Annotated in this window: 12 protein-coding genes and 1 riboswitch; of the genes, 5 read left to right on the top strand and 7 right to left on the bottom strand. The window is 67.9% G+C overall.

The window, feature by feature from the left end; translation table 11 throughout:
- Positions 1-20: 20 nt before the first annotated feature.
- Both thiS and CFB49_RS01680 read right to left on the bottom strand, forming a co-directional pair.
- Positions 21-218, bottom strand: a complete 198-nt coding sequence (gene thiS / locus CFB49_RS01685; RefSeq protein ID WP_069619427.1) for a sulfur carrier protein ThiS — start codon at positions 216-218, stop codon at positions 21-23.
- A gap of 32 nt (positions 219-250) precedes the next feature.
- The gene (locus tag CFB49_RS01680) at positions 251-1,387 is read right to left on the bottom strand and encodes an FAD-dependent oxidoreductase (RefSeq protein WP_089490602.1); all 1,137 of its coding nucleotides are present in this window, start codon (positions 1,385-1,387) and stop codon (positions 251-253) included.
- Between the two features lie 225 nt (positions 1,388-1,612).
- A riboswitch (TPP riboswitch) is annotated at positions 1,613-1,736 on the bottom strand.
- A 270-nt stretch (positions 1,737-2,006) separates the two neighbouring features.
- Here CFB49_RS01680 and CFB49_RS01670 point away from each other — a divergent pair.
- The 4 genes from CFB49_RS01670 (at position 2,007) to CFB49_RS01655 (ending at position 7,249) form a co-directional block, all read left to right on the top strand.
- On the top strand, positions 2,007-3,776 hold the full coding sequence (locus CFB49_RS01670) for an ABC transporter ATP-binding protein/permease (protein WP_089490601.1): 1,770 nt from the start codon (positions 2,007-2,009) through the stop codon (positions 3,774-3,776).
- On the top strand, positions 3,773-4,549 hold the full coding sequence (locus CFB49_RS01665; RefSeq protein ID WP_069619424.1) for an SDR family NAD(P)-dependent oxidoreductase: 777 nt from the start codon (positions 3,773-3,775) through the stop codon (positions 4,547-4,549). Before CFB49_RS01670 ends, CFB49_RS01665 begins: the two co-directional genes overlap by 4 nt.
- Before the next feature lie 128 nt (positions 4,550-4,677).
- Entirely contained in the window at positions 4,678-5,940 is a 1,263-nt protein-coding gene (locus CFB49_RS01660; protein WP_059640189.1) for an MFS transporter, read from the top strand.
- Positions 5,941-5,965: 25 nt separating this feature from the next.
- On the top strand, positions 5,966-7,249 hold the full coding sequence (locus CFB49_RS01655) for a D-amino acid dehydrogenase (RefSeq protein ID WP_089490600.1): 1,284 nt from the start codon (positions 5,966-5,968) through the stop codon (positions 7,247-7,249).
- Between the two features lie 80 nt (positions 7,250-7,329).
- Here CFB49_RS01655 and thpR read toward each other — a convergent pair whose 3' ends face one another.
- From thpR to CFB49_RS01630, 4 genes are all read right to left on the bottom strand, one after another.
- Entirely contained in the window at positions 7,330-7,899 is a 570-nt protein-coding gene (gene thpR, locus CFB49_RS01650) for an RNA 2',3'-cyclic phosphodiesterase (RefSeq protein ID WP_089490599.1), read from the bottom strand.
- A gap of 157 nt (positions 7,900-8,056) precedes the next feature.
- On the bottom strand, positions 8,057-9,523 hold the full coding sequence (locus CFB49_RS01645; RefSeq protein WP_089490598.1) for a glutamate synthase subunit beta: 1,467 nt from the start codon (positions 9,521-9,523) through the stop codon (positions 8,057-8,059).
- Between the two features lie 85 nt (positions 9,524-9,608).
- Positions 9,609-14,312 (bottom strand): glutamate synthase-related protein, encoded by a 4,704-nt coding sequence (locus CFB49_RS01640; RefSeq protein WP_069619420.1) that lies wholly within the window; start codon positions 14,310-14,312, stop codon positions 9,609-9,611.
- Positions 14,313-14,600: 288 nt separating this feature from the next.
- Positions 14,601-15,314, bottom strand: coding sequence for a transposase (locus tag CFB49_RS01630; RefSeq protein WP_027783329.1), 714 nt, complete (start codon positions 15,312-15,314; stop codon positions 14,601-14,603).
- Between the two features lie 193 nt (positions 15,315-15,507).
- On the opposite strand from CFB49_RS01630, the gene CFB49_RS01625 reads away from it, so the two are divergent.
- Positions 15,508-16,233, top strand: a complete 726-nt coding sequence (locus CFB49_RS01625; RefSeq protein WP_069619419.1) for an OmpW/AlkL family protein — start codon at positions 15,508-15,510, stop codon at positions 16,231-16,233.
- 188 nt (positions 16,234-16,421) lie between these two features.
- On the opposite strand, the gene ugpQ is transcribed toward CFB49_RS01625, so the two are convergent.
- Positions 16,422-17,192 carry a glycerophosphodiester phosphodiesterase gene (ugpQ, locus tag CFB49_RS01620; protein WP_089490597.1) on the bottom strand — a complete coding sequence of 257 codons (771 nt, stop codon included), beginning with the start codon at positions 17,190-17,192 and terminating at the stop codon, positions 16,422-16,424.
- Between the last annotated feature and the right edge of the window lie 18 nt (positions 17,193-17,210).

The following is a 17,210-nucleotide window of genomic DNA, read 5'->3' as shown; positions in this document are numbered from 1 at the left end:
CGGGGACGAACCGGCGGCGCTCAGCCGCCCGCGACGGGGTGCACGACGTCGAGCCTGTCGCCCGCCGCGAGCGCGCGCGCCGCATGCTGCGTGCGCGCGACGAAGTTGCCGTTCAGCGCCACCGCGTACGGCGGACGCGCGCCGTACGCGGCAAGCGCGTCGGCCACCGTCGCGCCGTCGGGCAACGTCAGGGTGTGTTGATTGATCTGGATATCCATGAGGCTGGGTCGGATTCGGTCGGCGGCGCGCGTCAGGCCGGCTGGCGCGCGTCGTTGCGGTGATGAAGCAGCGTCGGCCAACGGGCGGCGTCGCGCCACGCGGCGAACGCGTCGGGATTGCCGAGCGCGCCGCCGAGCGCGGCCTGCGCGAACGCGACGGCCGCGTGCGCGACTTCCGGCGCGATCATGAAGCCGTGCCGGTACAGGCCGTTGACGGCGAGCGTCGACGCGCCGTCCCAGATCACCGCCGGGCGATGATCGGGCAGCGTCGGCCGGCACTGCGCGTTGAGTTCGAGGATGCGCGCCTCGCCGAACGCCGGATGCACGGAGAATGCCGCGCTCAGCAGTTCGAGCGCGGAGCGCACGCTGACGGGCGACATGTCCTCGCCCTCCACCTCGGTCGCGCCGATCACATAGAGATCGTCCTGCTTCGGCGCGACGTACAGCGGGTAGCGCGGATGCAGCAGCCGCACGGGCCGGGTGAGCCCGATGCCGGGCGCGTGCACGCGCGCGACTTCGCCGCGGATGCCGCGCAGCGCGGGCAGCGCGGGTTTCGCGCCGAGCCCGCGGCAATCGATCGTGAAATGGGCGGCGGGCAGGTTCGCGTCGTCGACCGGCGCGTGCCAGTGCAGCGCGACGCCGCGTTCGGCGAGGCCCGCCGCGAGCGCGCGCAGCGCCTGGCGATTGTCGAGCTGCCCTTCGCGCGGCAGCATCAGCCCGCGCGCGAAGCGGCCCGCGAGCGCGGGTTCGGCCGCGTCGACCTGCGCGCCGGCGAGCGTCACGAAGCCGCCATCGAACAGTTCGGCCGGCGCGTTCGCGCGCACGCGCCGCTCGAACAATGGCGCCTCCGCGCGGTCCGCGTGATGCCAGACGACGAGCGTGCCGTGCTGTTGGAAGAAGACGGGTTCGGGCAGTTCCGCGAGCCACTGCGGCCAGCGCGCGAGGGAAGCTGCGCCGAGCTCGGTGATCAGCAGTTCCGCGCTCGCCGCTTCCGCGAGCGGCGCAAGCATCGCGGCCGCGATCCACGCGGCCGACTGCTCGCCGTCCGGGCCGCCGCGCTCGTGGAGCGCGACGCGATGCCCGTCGCCGGCGAGGCGCCACGCGATCAGGCGGCCGACGAGACCGCCGCCGAGCACCGCGAAATCGGGCCGTGCATCCCGGACGTTCATCGCACGCCCTCCGCGCGCTCACGCGCGACGAACGCCGACGCGCACGCGCCGCCACATGCGAACGCACGCGGCATCGGGCCGGGGACCCTGCAAAAGACTGAAGATTGTGCGGCCATCATTCCTTCCGTAACGCGCAATGCGCGTACCCAAAAGGACGAAACCGGCAGCAAAGGCCGGCCGGGCGGGACTCGGGCGCTGACCATGTGGGATGGCGGCCAGCGCGGCCCGGCGGGATCAGAAACTTCCCTCGCCGGTATTACCCGGATCGGGTGCGAAGGGTCTTTCTCAGCCTCGCCGCGCTGCCCGGAACATCCGCCGGCCGCGCCACGAAGCACCCCTGTTTCGTCGTCGGCCATTAGACCATAAAAGCGGAAAGCGCCGCAAACTGTCCCCCTTGCGGCAAATTCGCCGGCGCGCCGCGCCGCTCTGGCACAATGCCCGCAGGCCGGCCGCGCGAGCGGCCGGTTGCCGCGTCACCGCCGGTCTTTAAGTGCCGTTTAAGCCGCACGGGCGACCATCCGGACGCCCGCCGTCAGTCGGCGCCGCGCCCCGGCATGCCGTATCGCGGCGCGCGCCCGGTTTCGCCCGGCCCGCGCGCCGGCTCATCATCAGGAAGCACATGACCCAATCGATCGATCCCGTCCGCTCCGCCTCCGACGCGCCGCAGGACGAGCGCCCGGTATCCGCATGGAGCCTCATCAAGCCCTACTGGGTATCGTCCGAATGGAAAATCGCGTGGGGCCTGCTGGTCACGATCATCGCGATCAACCTCTGCGTGGTCTGGATCAACGTCCGGCTGAACAAATGGAACGCGCAGTTCTACAACGCGCTGCAGTCGAAGGACGTCCACGACTTCCCGAACCTGCTGATGCAGTTCTCCGCGCTCGCCTTCGCATTCATCATCCTCGCCGTGTACGGCCGCTACCTGCGGCAGATGCTCGGCTTCCGCTGGCGCCAGTGGCTCACCGACCGCTTCCTCGGCCAGTGGCTCGGCGATCGCGCGTTCTACCGGATCGAGCGTGACCGCCTCGCGGACAACCCCGACCAGCGGATCACCGACGACCTCCAGTCGTTCGCGACCACGACGCTCGCGCTGTCGCTCGACCTGCTGTCCACGGTCGTCACGCTCGTGTCGTTCATCACGATCCTGTGGTCGCTCGCCGGCGCGCTGACGTTCACGCTCGGCGCGACGCCGATCGCGATTCCCGGCTACATGGTGTGGGCGGCCGCGCTGTACGCGGTAGTCGGCTCGCTGATCATCCAGAAGGTCGGTCATCCGCTCGTGTCGATCAACTACCAGCAGCAGCGCGTCGAGGCCGACTTCCGCTTCGGGCTGATCCGCGTGCGCGAGAACGCCGAGCAGATCGCGTTCTACGACGGCGAGAAGACCGAGACCGGCAACGCGCAGACCCTCTTCATGCGCATCCGCGACAACTGGTGGCGCGTGATGAAGTACACGAAGCGGCTCACGTTCGTGCTGAGCTTCTACGGGCAGATCGCGATCATCTTCCCGCTCGTCGTGGCCGCGCCGCGCTACTTTGCCGGTGCGTTCTCGTTCGGCGTACTGATGCAGATCTCGTCCGCGTTCGGCACCGTCAGCGATTCGTTCTCGTGGTTCATCAACAGCTACTCGACCCTCGTCGAATGGCGCGCCACCGTCAACCGTCTGCGCGAATTCAAGCGCGTGATGGGCACGTCGCACCTGAAGGAAAGCCTGTCGCCCGCGACCGAGCACGGCGGCATCAACCTGCATTACGTCGACGCCGCGAAGCTGTCCACGTCGTCGCTGAAGCTCGCGCTGCCGAACGGCAACGCGCTCGCGAACATCGGCGACGTCACGATCGAGCCCGGCTCGCGCTGGCTCGTGACCGGCAAGTCGGGTTCCGGCAAGAGCACGTTCATGCGCGCGCTCGCGGGCCTGTGGCCGTTCGGCGACGGCGCGATCGACGCGCCGGTCGGCGCGCGGATGATGTTCGTGCCGCAAACCAGCTACTTGCCGATCGGCACGCTGAAGGCCGCGCTCACCTATCCGGCGACACCCGACGCGTTCAGCGACGAAGCGTGCCGCGATGCGCTGCGCGCGTGCCGCCTCGAGGATTACGTCGAGCGCCTCGACGAAACCGCGCACTGGACCCGCGTGCTGTCGCCGGGCGAACAGCAGCGCCTGGCCGGCGCGCGCGTGCTGCTGCACAAGCCCGACTTCCTGTTCCTCGACGAAGCGACCAGCGCGCTCGACGCCGACAACGAAGCGCGCCTCTATCACCTGTTCGCCGAGCGGCTGCCGAAGGCCGCGATCGTCAGCATCGCGCACCGCGAGTCGCTGGCCGCGTTCCACGTCGGCACGATCAATGTCGAGCGCGTGAACGACGACGACAAGGTCGCCGCGTGAGCCCACGCGCCGCGCACCTCGCGCGCATCGCGCTGATCACCGGCGCAGGTGCGGGGATCGGCGCGGCGCTCGCGCGGCGGCTCGCGGCACCCGGCGTCGCGCTGGCGCTGCATGCGCGCGGCGCGGACGATGCGGCACACGCGCGGCTCGCCGACGTCGCACAAGCGTGCACGGCGGCCGGCGCGGAATGCCTGACGCTGACCGGCGATCTCGGCGAGCCGGGTATTGCGGCCGCGCTCGTCGATGCCGTCGCCGCCCGCTTCGGCGGGCTCGACCAGCTCGTCGCAAACGCCGGCTTCGCCGCGCGGCAATCCTTTTCCGATCTCTCCGTGGATGCACTCGCATCCGCGTTCGCGGCGATGCCCGGTGCGTTCTCCGCGCTCGCGGGCCGCGCGCGGCCGCTGCTCGAAGCGTCGGCAGCACCACGAATCGTCGCGGTCAGTTCGTTCGTCGCGCACCGCTACCGCGCCGATGCGCCATTCGCGGCGACCGCCGCCGCGAAGGCCGCGCTCGAATCGCTGGTGCGTACCGCAGCCGCCGAATTCGCCGCGCACGGCATCACCGTCAACGCGGTCGCGCCGGGCTTCACGCGCAAGGACCACGGGCCGAGTGCCGGCAACGCCGCCGCGTGGGCGCAGGCCGAACAGGCGACGCCGCTCGGCCGCATCGCCGAACCCGACGACGTCGCCGCACTGATCGCGTTCCTGCTGTCGGACGCGGCACGGCAAATCACCGGCCAGGTCATCCACGTCGACGGCGGCCTGACGCTCTGACGCGTCTTTCCGCCAGCCAGCTTTCCCGCACGACCCTGCATCCGCCTTTTTGGCGCGCCGAATCGCGCCCGTAAAATAACCGCGACGCGGCAGCGCCGGACGAGACAAGACGAGAGAGGGCGGCAAGCATGCAGGCATTCCAGTGGTTCAACGAATTGTCGACGCGCGAGCGCCGGACGCTGTACGCCGGTTTCGGCGGCTATGCGGTCGATGCGTTCGACTTCATGATCTATTCGTTCCTGATTCCGACGCTGATCGCCACCTGGGGCATGACGAAGAGCGAGGCCGGGATGATCGCGACCAGTTCGCTGATCTCGTCGGCGATCGGCGGCTGGGTCGCCGGCATCCTCGCCGACCGCTACGGCCGCGTGCGCGTGCTGCAGTGGACGATCGCGACGTTCGCGCTGTTCACGTGCCTGTCCGGCTTCACGCATTCGTTCTGGCAGTTGCTCGCGACGCGCACGCTGCAGGGTTTCGGCTTCGGCGGCGAATGGTCGGTCGTGACGATCATGATGGCCGAGACGATCCGCTCGCCCGAGCATCGCGCGAAGGCCGTCGGCACCGTGCAGAGCAGCTGGTCGTTCGGCTGGGGCGCGGCCGCGATCCTCTACTGGGCGTTCTTCGCGCTGCTGCCCGAGCAGGTCGCGTGGCGCGCGTGCTTCTGGATCGGCATCGTGCCCGCGCTGTGGATCCTGTACATCCGCCGCAACGTCAGCGATCCCGATATTTATACGGCCACGCGCCGCGCGCGCGACGAAGGCCGCGTGTCGGGCCACTTCCTCGAGATCTTCTCGCCGCCGCACCTGCGCGCGACGCTGTTCGGCAGCGCGCTGTGCACCGGCATGCTCGGCGGCTACTACGCGATCACGACGTGGCTGCCCACCTATCTCAAAACCGTGCGCCACCTGTCGGTGTTCAACACGAGCGGCTATCTGGTCGTGCTGATCGTCGGCTCGTTCGTCGGCTACGTGGTCGGCGCGATCCTGTCCGACCGGCTCGGCCGCCGCGCGTCGTTCATCCTGTTCGCGATCGGCTCGTTCTCGCTCGGCATGGCGTACACGATGCTGCCGATCACCGATACCGCGATGCTGCTGCTCGGCTTTCCGCTCGGCATCGTCGTGCAAGGCATCTTCGCGGGCGTCGGCGCGTATCTGTCGGAACTGTATCCGGGCGCGATCCGCGGCTCGGGCCAGGGCTTCTGCTACAACCTCGGCCGCGGGCTCGGCTCGTTCTTTCCGATCCTCGTCGGCGCGCTGTCGCAATCGATGTCGCTTGTGAAAGCGATCGGCCTCGTCGCGGGCGGCGGCTACCTGCTCGTGATCGTCGCGGCGCTCGTGCTGCCGGAAACGCGCGGCAAGTCGCTCGCCGACGATCCGGCCGTCGCGTCGTGAGCCACCGTTTCATCCCGGACACCGCATGCACGTGATCGTTCTCGGCGCCGGCGTGATCGGCGTCACCACCGCGTGGCACCTGCGCGAAGCAGGCTGCGACGTCACCGTGATCGAACGCGAGGCCGACGTCGCGCAAGCGACGAGCCTCGGCAACGCGGGCGTGATCGCGCCCGGCTACGTGACGCCGTGGGCCGCGCCCGGGATGCCCGGCAAGATCCTCAGGTACCTGTTCAAGCCCGCGTCGCCGCTGATCTTCCGGCCGACGCTCGATGCCGCCCAGTGGCGCTGGATCGCGCGCTGGCTGCGCGAATGCGAATTCGGGCGGTTCCGCGTGAACAAGCAGCGGATGCAGCGCATCGCGTATTACAGCCGCGCGTGCCTGCATGCGTTTCGCGAGCGCTATCCATTCGACTACGGCGCGAGCCGCGGTTACCTGCAACTGCTGCGCGGCGCGTTCGACGTCGAGATGGCGCAGCCCGCGCTGAAGGTGCTGCGCGACGCCGGCATCGCGTTCCGCGAACTGGACGCGGCCGGCTGTACCGCGATCGAGCCGGGCCTGCGCTGGGCGCGGCAGGCCCCCGTCGGCGGCATCTACCTGCCCGACGACGAAGCCGGCGACTGCGCGCGCTTCACCCGCGAATTGCGGGCGCTGTGCGAAGCGAACGGCGTGACGTTCCGATTCCGCACCGCGATTCGAGCGCTGGATGTCGCGGGCGGCCAGGTGCGCGGCGTGCGGGTCGACTCGCTCGAAGCAGGCACGGCCATTCAACGCGATGCACTGCTCGCCGCGGACGCGATCGTCGTCGCGCTCGGCGTCGACAGCGCCGGCCTGCTGCGACCGCACGGCATCGACGTGCCGCTGTATCCGGTGAAGGGCTACTCGGCGACGCTCATGGTCGTCGACGACGAAAAGGCGCCGTGCGCCGCGCTGATGGACGAATCGCTGAAGACCGCGATCACGCGCTTCGGCCCGACGCTGCGCGTCGCGGGCACCGCGGAACTCGGCAACCGCCACGCAACGCTGCGGCAGCAGGCGCTCGACACGCTGATGAAGGTGCTCGACGACTGGTTCCCGCATGCGGCCGACCGCGCATCGGCGCGTTTCTGGGTCGGCCGGCGGCCGATGACGCCCGACGGGCCGCCGCTGCTCGGCCCGAGCGGGATCGACGGCCTCTGGCTCAACGTCGGCCACGGCTCGACGGGCTGGGCGATGTCGATGGGATCGGGAAAGGTGGTCGCGGATCTCGTCACCGGGCGCGCACCGGAGATCGATCTGTCCGGGCTGACGCTCGCGCGCTACGACCGGTAGTGCGGCCGGCGGGGTAGTACCGTCGATGCGATCGATGCGCGGCCGCGACCGGTATGGCGCGCGGCCGTCCGCGCGTGTCGCTACCGCGGCGTCCATCGGCCTTCGGCCGCGGCGATCGGCGCCGACACGATCGGCCGATGCGACACGCCCGCCTGCGACAGCCGGCTTTCGAACAGCGTCAGCGCATCGACGCGCACCTCGACGGGCCGCCCCGGCGCGCCGCCGTGCGCGGGCTGGCCGACCGCATCGCGCGGCAGCCGCGCGAGCGTCACGTGCGGCCGGAACGGCCGCCGGTCGGTCGGCACGCCGAGTTCGCGCAGCAACGCCACCAGCCCGGCATTCAGCGCGACGCACGCGGCATCGGCCGCGAGTTCCGCGACGATCAGCCGCGCGCGCGGCAGGCTCGGCCACCACGCGATCCGCTCGACCGGCAACGGCGGCAGCGCATGCGCGGCCGCGAGCGCGGGCAGATGCGCGGCCAGTGCGTCGCACCGCTCCCGCTCGATTGCGCCGATGAACGCGAGCGTCATGTGCAGTTGCGCGGGTAGCGTGCGCCGCGCGCCACGCGTGACGGGCAACGCGTGCAGCGCGTCGCGCGACGCCGCATCGGGCATCAGCGCGACGAACGCACGAAGCCGGTCGCCGTTCATTCCAGAGTCCCTGTCAACGAATCCCTGATTTGATCAGATTAGGCGACGCCTGGCGGAAATGACGCGGCTGCGCCAGCACGCAGCCGCCCGGGCATAAAAAAACCGGGCGCCCTCTCGGACGCCCGGCGTTCATCGAAACCCGCTCGCGCGATTCGGCTCAGCGCGGCAGTTCCGAATGCCCCATCAGGTACGCATCGACCGAGCGCGCGCACTGGCGGCCTTCGCGGATCGCCCACACCACGAGCGACTGGCCGCGGCGCATGTCGCCTGCCGCGAACACCTTGTCGACCGACGTGTAGTACGAACGATCGCCTTCGGTCGCCGCGCGCGCATTGCCGCGCGCATCCTTCGCGACGCCGAACGCGTCGAGCACCGGCGCGGCCGGCTGCGTGAAGCCCATCGCGAGCAGCACGAGATCGGCCTTCATCTCGAACTCGGAACCCGGCACTTCCTGCATCTTGCCGTCCTTCCACTCGACGCGCACCGCGATCAGCTTCTCGACCTTGCCGTTCTTGCCTTCGAGACGCTTCGTCGCGACCGCCCAGTCGCGCTCGCAGCCTTCCTCGTGCGACGACGACGTGCGCAGCTTGATCGGCCAGTACGGCCACACGAGCGGCTTGTTTTCCTCTTCCGGCGGCTGCGGCAGCAGCTCGAACTGCGTGACCTGCTTCGCGCCGTGACGGTTCGACGTGCCGACGCAGTCCGACCCCGTATCGCCGCCGCCGATCACGATCACGTGCTTGCCCTTCGCGAGCAGCTGGTCGGTCAGCTTGTCGCCCGCGTTCACGCGGTTCTGCTGCGGCAGGAAGTCCATCGCGAAGTGAACGCCCGCGAGTTCGCGGCCCGGCACCGGCAGGTCGCGCGGCGTTTCCGAACCGCCGGCGATCACGACCGCGTCGAATTCTTCCTTCAGCGTATCCGGCGAAATGGTTTCCTTCGCGAGGCTGCCGATCGACTCGGGCAACGGATCCTTGCCGATGAACACGCTGGTGCGGAACGTCACGCCTTCCGCTTCCATCTGGCGCATGCGGCGGTCGATCAGCCACTTCTCGAGCTTGAAGTCGGGGATGCCGTAACGCAGCAGGCCGCCAATGCGATCGTTCTTCTCGAACACCGTCACGTCGTGACCGGCGCGCGCGAGCTGCTGCGCGGCGGCCAGGCCCGCGGGGCCCGAACCGACGACCGCAACCTTCTTGCCGGTCTTGTGCTCGGCCGGCAGCGGCTTCACCCAGCCTTCGCCCCAAGCCTTGTCGATGATCGCGTGCTCGATCGACTTGATGCCGACCGGGTCGTCGTTGATTCCGAGCGTGCACGCCGCCTCGCACGGCGCCGGGCAGATGCGGCCCGTGAACTCGGGGAAGTTGTTGGTCGAGTGCAGGACTTCGATCGCCTGCTGCCAGTCCTGGCGGTAAACGAGATCGTTGAAGTCCGGGATGATGTTGTTGACCGGGCAGCCGTTGTTGCAGAACGGGATGCCGCAATCCATGCAGCGCGCGCCCTGGACCTTCGCGTCCGCGTCGGTCAGCGCCGCGACGAATTCCTTGTAGTGCTTCACGCGCGTGAGCGGTGCTTCGTACGCCTCGTGGCGGCGTTCGAACTCCAGAAAACCGGTTGCCTTGCCCATAAGGTGCTCTTCTGTTCGGTGTATCGGGTGGGGGAGCCGCGCGCGGCCGTCAGGCGCGCGCGGCATTCGCTATGTCGTTCGTCGCTCAGGCGGCCAGCACTTCCTTCGCCGCCTTCTTCGCACCGATCTCGCCCAGCGCGCGCTTGTATTCGTGCGGGAACACCTTCACGAACTGGCGGCGCGCCGCGTCCCAGTTTTCCAGCAGCGACTTCGCGCGCGGCGAACCCGTGAACTGGAAATGACGCTCGACGAGCCCCTTGAGCAGCGCTTCGTCCGTCGTGCCTTCGTGCCAGAGCGCGCGGTCGACCGTGCGCTCCTGCTCGGCCTGCTGCAGCACCGGCTCGAGCGCGACCATCGACTTGTTGCACTTGGCCGCGAACGCGCCTTCCGGATCGTAGATGTACGCGAGGCCGCCCGACATGCCGGCCGCGAAGTTGCGCCCGGTCTCGCCGAGCACGACGACCGTGCCGCCCGTCATGTATTCGCAGCCGTGGTCACCGGTGCCTTCGACGACCGCCGTCGCGCCCGAGTTGCGCACGCAGAAACGCTCGCCGGCCACGCCGCGGAAGAAGGCTTCGCCTTCGATCGCGCCGTACATCACCGTGTTGCCGCAGATGATGTTTTCCTCGGACTTGCCGCGGAAGTCGTTGGTCGGGCGGATGATGATCCGGCCGCCCGACAGGCCCTTGCCGACGTAGTCGTTGCCGTCGCCGACGAGGTCGAGCGTCACACCCTTCGCGAGGAACGCACCGAAACTCTGCCCGGCGGTGCCCTTCAGCTGGATGTGCACCGCGTCGTCGGCCAGACCGTCGTGGCCGTGCTTCTTCGCGATCACGCCCGACAGCATCGCGCCGACGGTGCGGTTCACGTTGCGCACCGGCTGGATGAACGACACATGCTCGCCGTTCTCGATCGCAGCCTTCGCCTTCTCGATCAGCACGTGGTCGAGCGCGCGCTCGAGGCCGTGATCCTGCACGTCGACGTGACGGCGCGCGACGTCCTCGCACTCTTCCGGCTGGTAAAACACGCGCGAGAAGTCGAGGCCCTTCGCCTTCCAGTGCTCGATGCCCTTGCGCGTGTCGAGCAGATCGGCGCGGCCGATCAGGTCGTCGAACTTCGCGATGCCGAGCTGCGCCATGATCTCGCGCACTTCCTCGGCGACGAAGAAGAAGTAGTTCACGACGTGCTCGGGCTGGCCCTTGAACTTCGCACGCAGCACCGGATCCTGCGTCGCGACGCCGACCGGGCACGTGTTCAGGTGGCACTTGCGCATCATGATGCAGCCTTCGACGACGAGCGGCGCCGTCGCGAAGCCGAATTCGTCCGCGCCGAGCAGCGCGCCGATCACGACGTCGCGGCCCGTCTTCATCTGGCCGTCGGCCTGCACGCGGATGCGGCCGCGCAGGCGGTTCAGCACCAGCGTCTGCTGCGTTTCGGCGAGGCCGAGCTCCCACGGCGTGCCCGCGTGCTTGACCGACGACAGCGGCGACGCGCCCGTGCCGCCGTCATGGCCGGCGATCACCACGTGATCGGCCTTCGCCTTCGCGACACCGGCCGCGACCGTGCCCACGCCCACTTCCGACACGAGCTTCACGGAGATGCTCGCGCTCGGGTTCACGTTCTTCAGGTCGTGGATCAGTTGCGCCAGATCCTCGATCGAGTAGATGTCGTGGTGCGGCGGCGGCGAGATCAGGCCGACGCCCGGCACCGAGTAACGCAGCTTGCCGATGTATTCCGACACCTTGTGGCCCGGCAGCTGGCCGCCTTCGCCCGGCTTCGCGCCCTGCGCCATCTTGATCTGGATCTGGTCGGCCGATGCCAGGTACTCGGCGGTGACGCCGAAGCGACCCGACGCGACCTGCTTGATCTTCGAGCGCAGCGAATCGCCGTCCTTCAGCGGAATGTCGCTGACGATCTCGTCGCCGATCACCGACTTCAGCGTCTCGCCCGACTTGATCGGAATGCCGCGCAGTTCGTTGCGGTAACGCTTCTGGTCCTCGCCGCCTTCGCCGGTGTTCGACTTGCCGCCGATCCGGTTCATCGCGACCGCGAGCGTCGCGTGCGCTTCGGTGCTGATCGAACCGAGCGACATCGCGCCCGTCGCGAAGCGCTTGACGATCTCCTTCGCCGGCTCGACGTCGTCGATCGGGATCGCCTTGGTCGGCTCGACCTTGAACTCGAACAGGCCGCGGAACGTCATGTGACGCTTGGTCTGGTCGTTGATCAGGTGCGCGTATTCCTTGTACGTCTGGTACGAGTTGCTGCGCGTCGCGTGCTGCAGCTTCGCGATCGAATCCGGCGTCCACATGTGGTCTTCGCCGCGCACGCGGTACGCGTACTCGCCGCCCGCGTCGAGCATGTCGCGCAGGACCGGGCTGTCGCCGAACGCATCGCGGTGCAGGCGGATCGCCTCTTCCGCGACTTCGAACAGGCCGATGCCGCCGACCTTCGACGCCGTGCCCTTGAAGTACTTCTCGACGAGGTCGCTCGACAGGCCGAGCGCTTCGAAGATCTGCGCGCCCGTGTACGACATGTACGTCGAGATGCCCATCTTCGACATCACCTTCTGCAGGCCCTTGCCGACCGCCTTCGTGAAGTTGTAGACGGCCTTCTCCGGCGACAGGTCGCCCGGCAGGCCTTCGGCCATCTTCGCGAGCGTTTCCATCGCGAGGTACGGGTGCACGGCTTCCGCGCCGTAGCCCGCGAGCAGCGCGAAGTGGTGCGTTTCGCGCGCGGAGCCTGTCTCGACGACGAGGCCCGTGCTCGTGCGCAGCCCTTGCTGGACGAGGTGCGTGTGGATCGCCGACGTGGCGAGCAGCGCGGGAATCGCGACGTGCTCCGCGTCCGTCTTGCGGTCCGACACGATCAGCATGTTGTAGCCTGACTTGACCGCGTCGACGGCTTCCGCGCACAGCGACGCGAGGCGCGCCTCGATGCCTTCCTTGCCCCAGGCGACCGGATAGCAGATGTTCAGTTCGTACGCGCTGAACTTGCCGCCCGTGTACTGGTCGATCGCGCGGATCTTCGCGATGTCCTTGAAGTCGAGCACCGGCTGCGACACTTCGAGACGCATCGGCGGGTTGATGTTGTTCGTGTCGAGCAGGTTCGGCTTCGGGCCGATGAACGACACGAGCGACATCACCATGTTCTCGCGGATCGGGTCGATCGGCGGGTTCGTGACCTGCGCGAACAGCTGCTTGAAGTAGTGATAGAGCGTCTTGTTCTTGTTCGACATCACCGCGAGCGGCGAGTCGTTGCCCATCGAACCGACGGCCTCTTCGCCCTGCTGCGCCATCGGCGCCATCAGGAACTTCAGGTCTTCCTGCGTATAGCCGAACGCCTGCTGGCGGTCGAGCAGCGCGGCGCCCTGCGTGCGGCCGGCCGCGACGTCCTCGGCCTTCGGCTCGATCTCGTCGAGCTTGATGCGCACCGCGTCGATCCAGCTCTTGTACGGCTTCGCGTTCGCGAGGTTGTCCTTCAGTTCCTTGTCGTCGATGATGCGGCCGTGCTCCATGTCGATCAGGAACATCTTGCCCGGCTGCAGGCGCCACTTCTTGACGATCTTCGATTCGGGGATCGGCAGCGTGCCGGCTTCCGACGCCATGATGACGAGGTCGTCGTCGGTCACGATGTAGCGCGCCGGGCGCAGGCCGTTACGGTCGAGCGTCGCGCCGATCTGGCGGCCGTCGGTGAACGCGATCGCGGCCGGGCCGTCCCACGGCTCCATCATCGCGGCGTGGTATTCGTAGAACGCGCGGCGGTTCTCGTCCATCAGCGTGTGCTGTTCCCACGCTTCCGGGATCATCATCATCACCGCGTGCACGAGCGGATAGCCGGCCATCACCAGCAGTTCGAGACAGTTGTCGAACGATGCGGTATCCGACTGGCCCGGATAGATCAGCGGCCACAGCTTCGGCAGGTCGTCGGCGAGCACGTGCGACGCGATCGCGCCGGTACGCGCGTTCAGCCAGTTCACGTTGCCCTTCACGGTGTTGATCTCGCCGTTGTGCGCGATCATCCGGTACGGGTGAGCCAGCTCCCATGCCGGGAACGTGTTGGTCGAGAAGCGCTGGTGCACGAGCGCGAGCGCCGACACGACGCGCGGGTCCTGCAGGTCGCGGTAGTACACGCCGACCTGGCCCGCCAGCAGCAGCCCCTTGTAGACGACCGTGCGCGCCGACATCGACGGCACGAAGTATTCCTTGCCGTGCTTGAGCTTCAGCGCCTGGATGCGGTGGCTCGCCGTCTTGCGGATCACGTACAGCTTCCGCTCGAGCGCGTCCGTCACCATGATGTCCTTGCCGCGGCCGATGAAGATCTGGCGGATCAGCGGCTCGCTCGCCTTGACCGTCGGCGAGATCGGCATCGCATGGTCGACCGGCACGTCGCGCCAGCCGAGCACGACCTGGCCTTCGGCCTTCACCGTACGCTCGAGCTCCTGCTCGCATGCGAGACGCGAAGCGTTCTCCTTCGGCAGGAAGATCATCCCGACCCCGTATTCGCCGGCCGGCGGCAGGTCCACGCCCTGCTTCGCCATTTCCTCGCGATAGAACGCGTCCGGAATCTGGATCAGGATGCCCGCGCCGTCGCCCATCAGCGGATCGGCGCCCACCGCGCCGCGGTGGTCGAGATTCTCGAGAATCTTCAGACCCTGCTGAATGATCTCGTGACTCTTCTTGCCCTTGATGTGAGCGACGAAGCCGACGCCGCAGGCGTCGTGTTCGTTTTGCGGGTCGTACAGACCTTGTGCGGCGGGCACCGCGGCGAGCGGCTGCTGGTGGTCGTTCATGGGGACACCGTCGTAAAGGGGGCCTGGAGGCCGTTGAACCGTTTTCTTGTTGCCATCGATCCCGCTCCCGGCGGGAGACGGCGCGGCCGACCGTGGTTGGGCAAGCTTCGCCCGGGCCACCGGAATTCGGAATATACGCGACGAATCAAGGGAATAGCAACAAAAACCGCTTGATCGAACCCCAATTAAATGAATGCCTTGATGTGGTGCCATTTTATTGGGGCCGTATCGTTTTGGTGCAAAAAGAAGCGGCGCCCGGAGCGCCGCTTCTGGCCCGCCTTTCCGGCGTTACTGCTGGATCGGCGGCGTGTTCTCGCGCACCTTTCTGGGGCGTCCGCGCGGCAACGGCGAGACGCGCCGGTTCGCGGTGCGCGCCGCCCATTCGCGGTAATTCTCGCCGCCCAGCACCCAGCCCTTCAACGTCGCCTGCTGCAACTGGTCGGCCTGCCGCTCGTCGAGCGGCTGCTCGCACAGCTCCTTGTACGCACGCTGTCGGTCGAACGGCGTGTTGCCGAGCGCCCAGTAGAGCGGATGGTCGGTGATCAGGCTGTCGACGGTAAGCCCGACGTGATGCCGGTAGCTCGACCAGCGATAGGCTTCGGGCGTCGCGACGAGCTGCGAGCGCACCGGGCTCATCTCGACCACGCGGCTCGCGAGCAGGAAATAGCGCTCGCCTTCGATCACCGTCGCCCGGTAGCGGCCTTCCCACAGGGTGCCCCGCCGCGAATAACGCCGGTTGAAATGCGCGACGTAGCGGCGGCCGACGGCCTGCATCGCCTTGGGCAGGCTGGCCTCGTCGCTCGGCGTCACGAGCAGTTGCACCTGGCGCGGCAGCAGCACGTAGGCATGCACCGACAGGTGGTGATCGCGTGCGGCGGCCTTCAGGCAATCGATGAAGAGTTCGTAGTCCTGGTCGTCGACGAACGCGGGTTGCTGATCCAGGCCGCGCAGTATCACGTGCTGCGGCTGGTCGGGAACGTAGAGTCGTGCTAACCGTGCCATGCTGAATGTCCGTTTGAACGCGTTAGGAAATACCCGGAGGTCCGAAATTGCGCACCTGCGTAGAATGCCTGTCCCTGCGGCGCGCGTAAGCGTACGGTCGTGCGAATCCTAGGGAGAAAACTCTAACTTACGAGCTTGTTTGGTTTTAAACGCAGTCGTCATAATGAGCACGCCTTTGATCGGAGGAGACACAATGAAACGAAAACTGGCCATTACGGGGGCTGCAGCGCTCGCATTCGCGGGCGGTACGGCACATGCACAATCCGCAGGTGACTTCTACGTCAGCACCGGGTGGTTCCACCTTTCGCCGCAGGACAGCAGCGACCCGCTGTTCGTCTACCGCGTAGGCGGCACGCCCATCAACCAATCCATTCCCAACACCGGCGCCGGCATCAACGACGCCGATACGCTTGGGCTCGCAACGGGCTACTTCATCACCGACCATATCTCCACCGAGCTCGTGATGGGGATACCGCCGAAGTTCGACATTACCGGCAAGGGTCAGTTCGAAAGATTCGGCGTACTCGGTCGTGCGTACCAGTGGAGCCCCGCCGTGTTGCTTCGCTACCACTTCAACGACGCCAATGCGAAGTTCCGTCCGTATGTCGGCGTCGGCGCGACGTACGTCTGGTTCACCGGCGCCAAGATCACGAACGGCAGCTTCGAGAACGGCGTGCTCGGCGGCCCGACCAGCGCGACGACCAGCAACCAGTGGGCGCCCGTCTTCAACGCCGGCTTCACGTACAACTTCACGAAACACTGGTTCGCGGGGCTGTCGCTCTCGTACGTCCCGGTCAAGGTGACGGCAACCTTCACGACGGCGCGCCGGACGCCGGTCGGCACCCTGACCGAAACGTCGAAGGCGAGGATCTCGCTGAACCCGATCGTCACGTACCTGAACGTCGGCTATCGCTTCTAAGCGTAGTCGAATATTTGGGGAATGGTTAATCCTGCTGCAATTTGTAGCGGAATTTTCCTGGCGTAACGTCTCCACGATGCAAAACGCCCCGGCGGGAATCCCGTCGGGGCGTCGTTTTTTCGCGTCAGGCACGTTCCGAGCAAGGGTTTCGCCGGACGCCGCCGCGGCCGGGACCGTGGCTGGCGCCATCAAACGGCGTCGATGTCGTCCAGCGCGTCGGGCGCGATCAGGTCGATGCGATCCGTGCACACGGCATCGACGCCCCAGCGCGCGAGTTCGCGCGCCCGTTCGAGGTCGTTCACCGTGTAAACCAGGATGCGCAGCCCGGCCGCCTTGATCGCGCGCACGAGCGGTTCGTCGAGCCGGTTGTGGTCAGCATGCAACGATACGCAGTCCAGCGCATCGATCACCTGCGCATGCCAGTCGTCCGGCACGACTTCGTAGAGCATCCCGCGCGGCAGGCCAGGCACGGTCGCCCGCGCCTGCTGCAATGCGTCGAACGAGAACGACGACAGCAGCGGCGCCACGGCGGCATCGCGCCAGTACGCGGCCGCGTCGGCCGCCACGCGCTGCCCGGTTTCGCGCTCGCGCCCCGGGCACGGCTTGATCTCGACGTTCGCGGCCAGCCCGTGCGCGATGCAGCGCGCCGCGGCCGCCTCCAGCGTCGGCATCCGTTCGCCTGCGAAGCGGGCATCGCGCCACGCGCCCGCGTCGAGCGCGGCCAGCGCTGCATAACGCATGCCCGCCGCCGCGCCGTGGCCGTTCGAGGTCCGGTCGACCGTGTCGTCGTGCAGCAGGAACGTCACGTCGTCGGCCGACAGCTTCGCGTCGAACTCGACCATCCGGTGACCGCGCCGCGCGCCCTCGTCGAGCGCGGCCAACGTGTTCTCCGGCGCGAGCGTGCCGCCGCCGCGATGGGCGACGACGCGCGGATAGGGCCAGTCGGTGTGGGGGATCATCGTCGGTCTCTCGGCAGT

The organism is Burkholderia sp. AU17457 (genome assembly GCF_002223255.1).
Lineage (GTDB): Bacteria > Pseudomonadota > Gammaproteobacteria > Burkholderiales > Burkholderiaceae > Burkholderia > Burkholderia sola.
This window is presented reverse-complemented; position numbering and strand designations above follow the sequence as displayed.

Coding starts and splice junctions, on each gene's coding strand:
- thiS (WP_069619427.1), bottom strand. CDS start 218: ATGGATATCCAGATCAATCAACACACCCTGACGTTGCCCGACGGCGCG.
- CFB49_RS01680 (WP_089490602.1), bottom strand. CDS start 1,387: ATGAACGTCCGGGATGCACGGCCCGATTTCGCGGTGCTCGGCGGCGGT.
- CFB49_RS01670 (WP_089490601.1), top strand. CDS start 2,007: ATGACCCAATCGATCGATCCCGTCCGCTCCGCCTCCGACGCGCCGCAG.
- CFB49_RS01660 (WP_059640189.1), top strand. CDS start 4,678: ATGCAGGCATTCCAGTGGTTCAACGAATTGTCGACGCGCGAGCGCCGG.
- CFB49_RS01655 (WP_089490600.1), top strand. CDS start 5,966: ATGCACGTGATCGTTCTCGGCGCCGGCGTGATCGGCGTCACCACCGCG.
- thpR (WP_089490599.1), bottom strand. CDS start 7,899: ATGAACGGCGACCGGCTTCGTGCGTTCGTCGCGCTGATGCCCGATGCG.
- CFB49_RS01645 (WP_089490598.1), bottom strand. CDS start 9,523: ATGGGCAAGGCAACCGGTTTTCTGGAGTTCGAACGCCGCCACGAGGCG.
- CFB49_RS01640 (WP_069619420.1), bottom strand. CDS start 14,312: ATGAACGACCACCAGCAGCCGCTCGCCGCGGTGCCCGCCGCACAAGGT.
- CFB49_RS01630 (WP_027783329.1), bottom strand. CDS start 15,314: ATGGCACGGTTAGCACGACTCTACGTTCCCGACCAGCCGCAGCACGTG.
- CFB49_RS01625 (WP_069619419.1), top strand. CDS start 15,508: ATGAAACGAAAACTGGCCATTACGGGGGCTGCAGCGCTCGCATTCGCG.
- ugpQ (WP_089490597.1), bottom strand. CDS start 17,192: ATGATCCCCCACACCGACTGGCCCTATCCGCGCGTCGTCGCCCATCGC.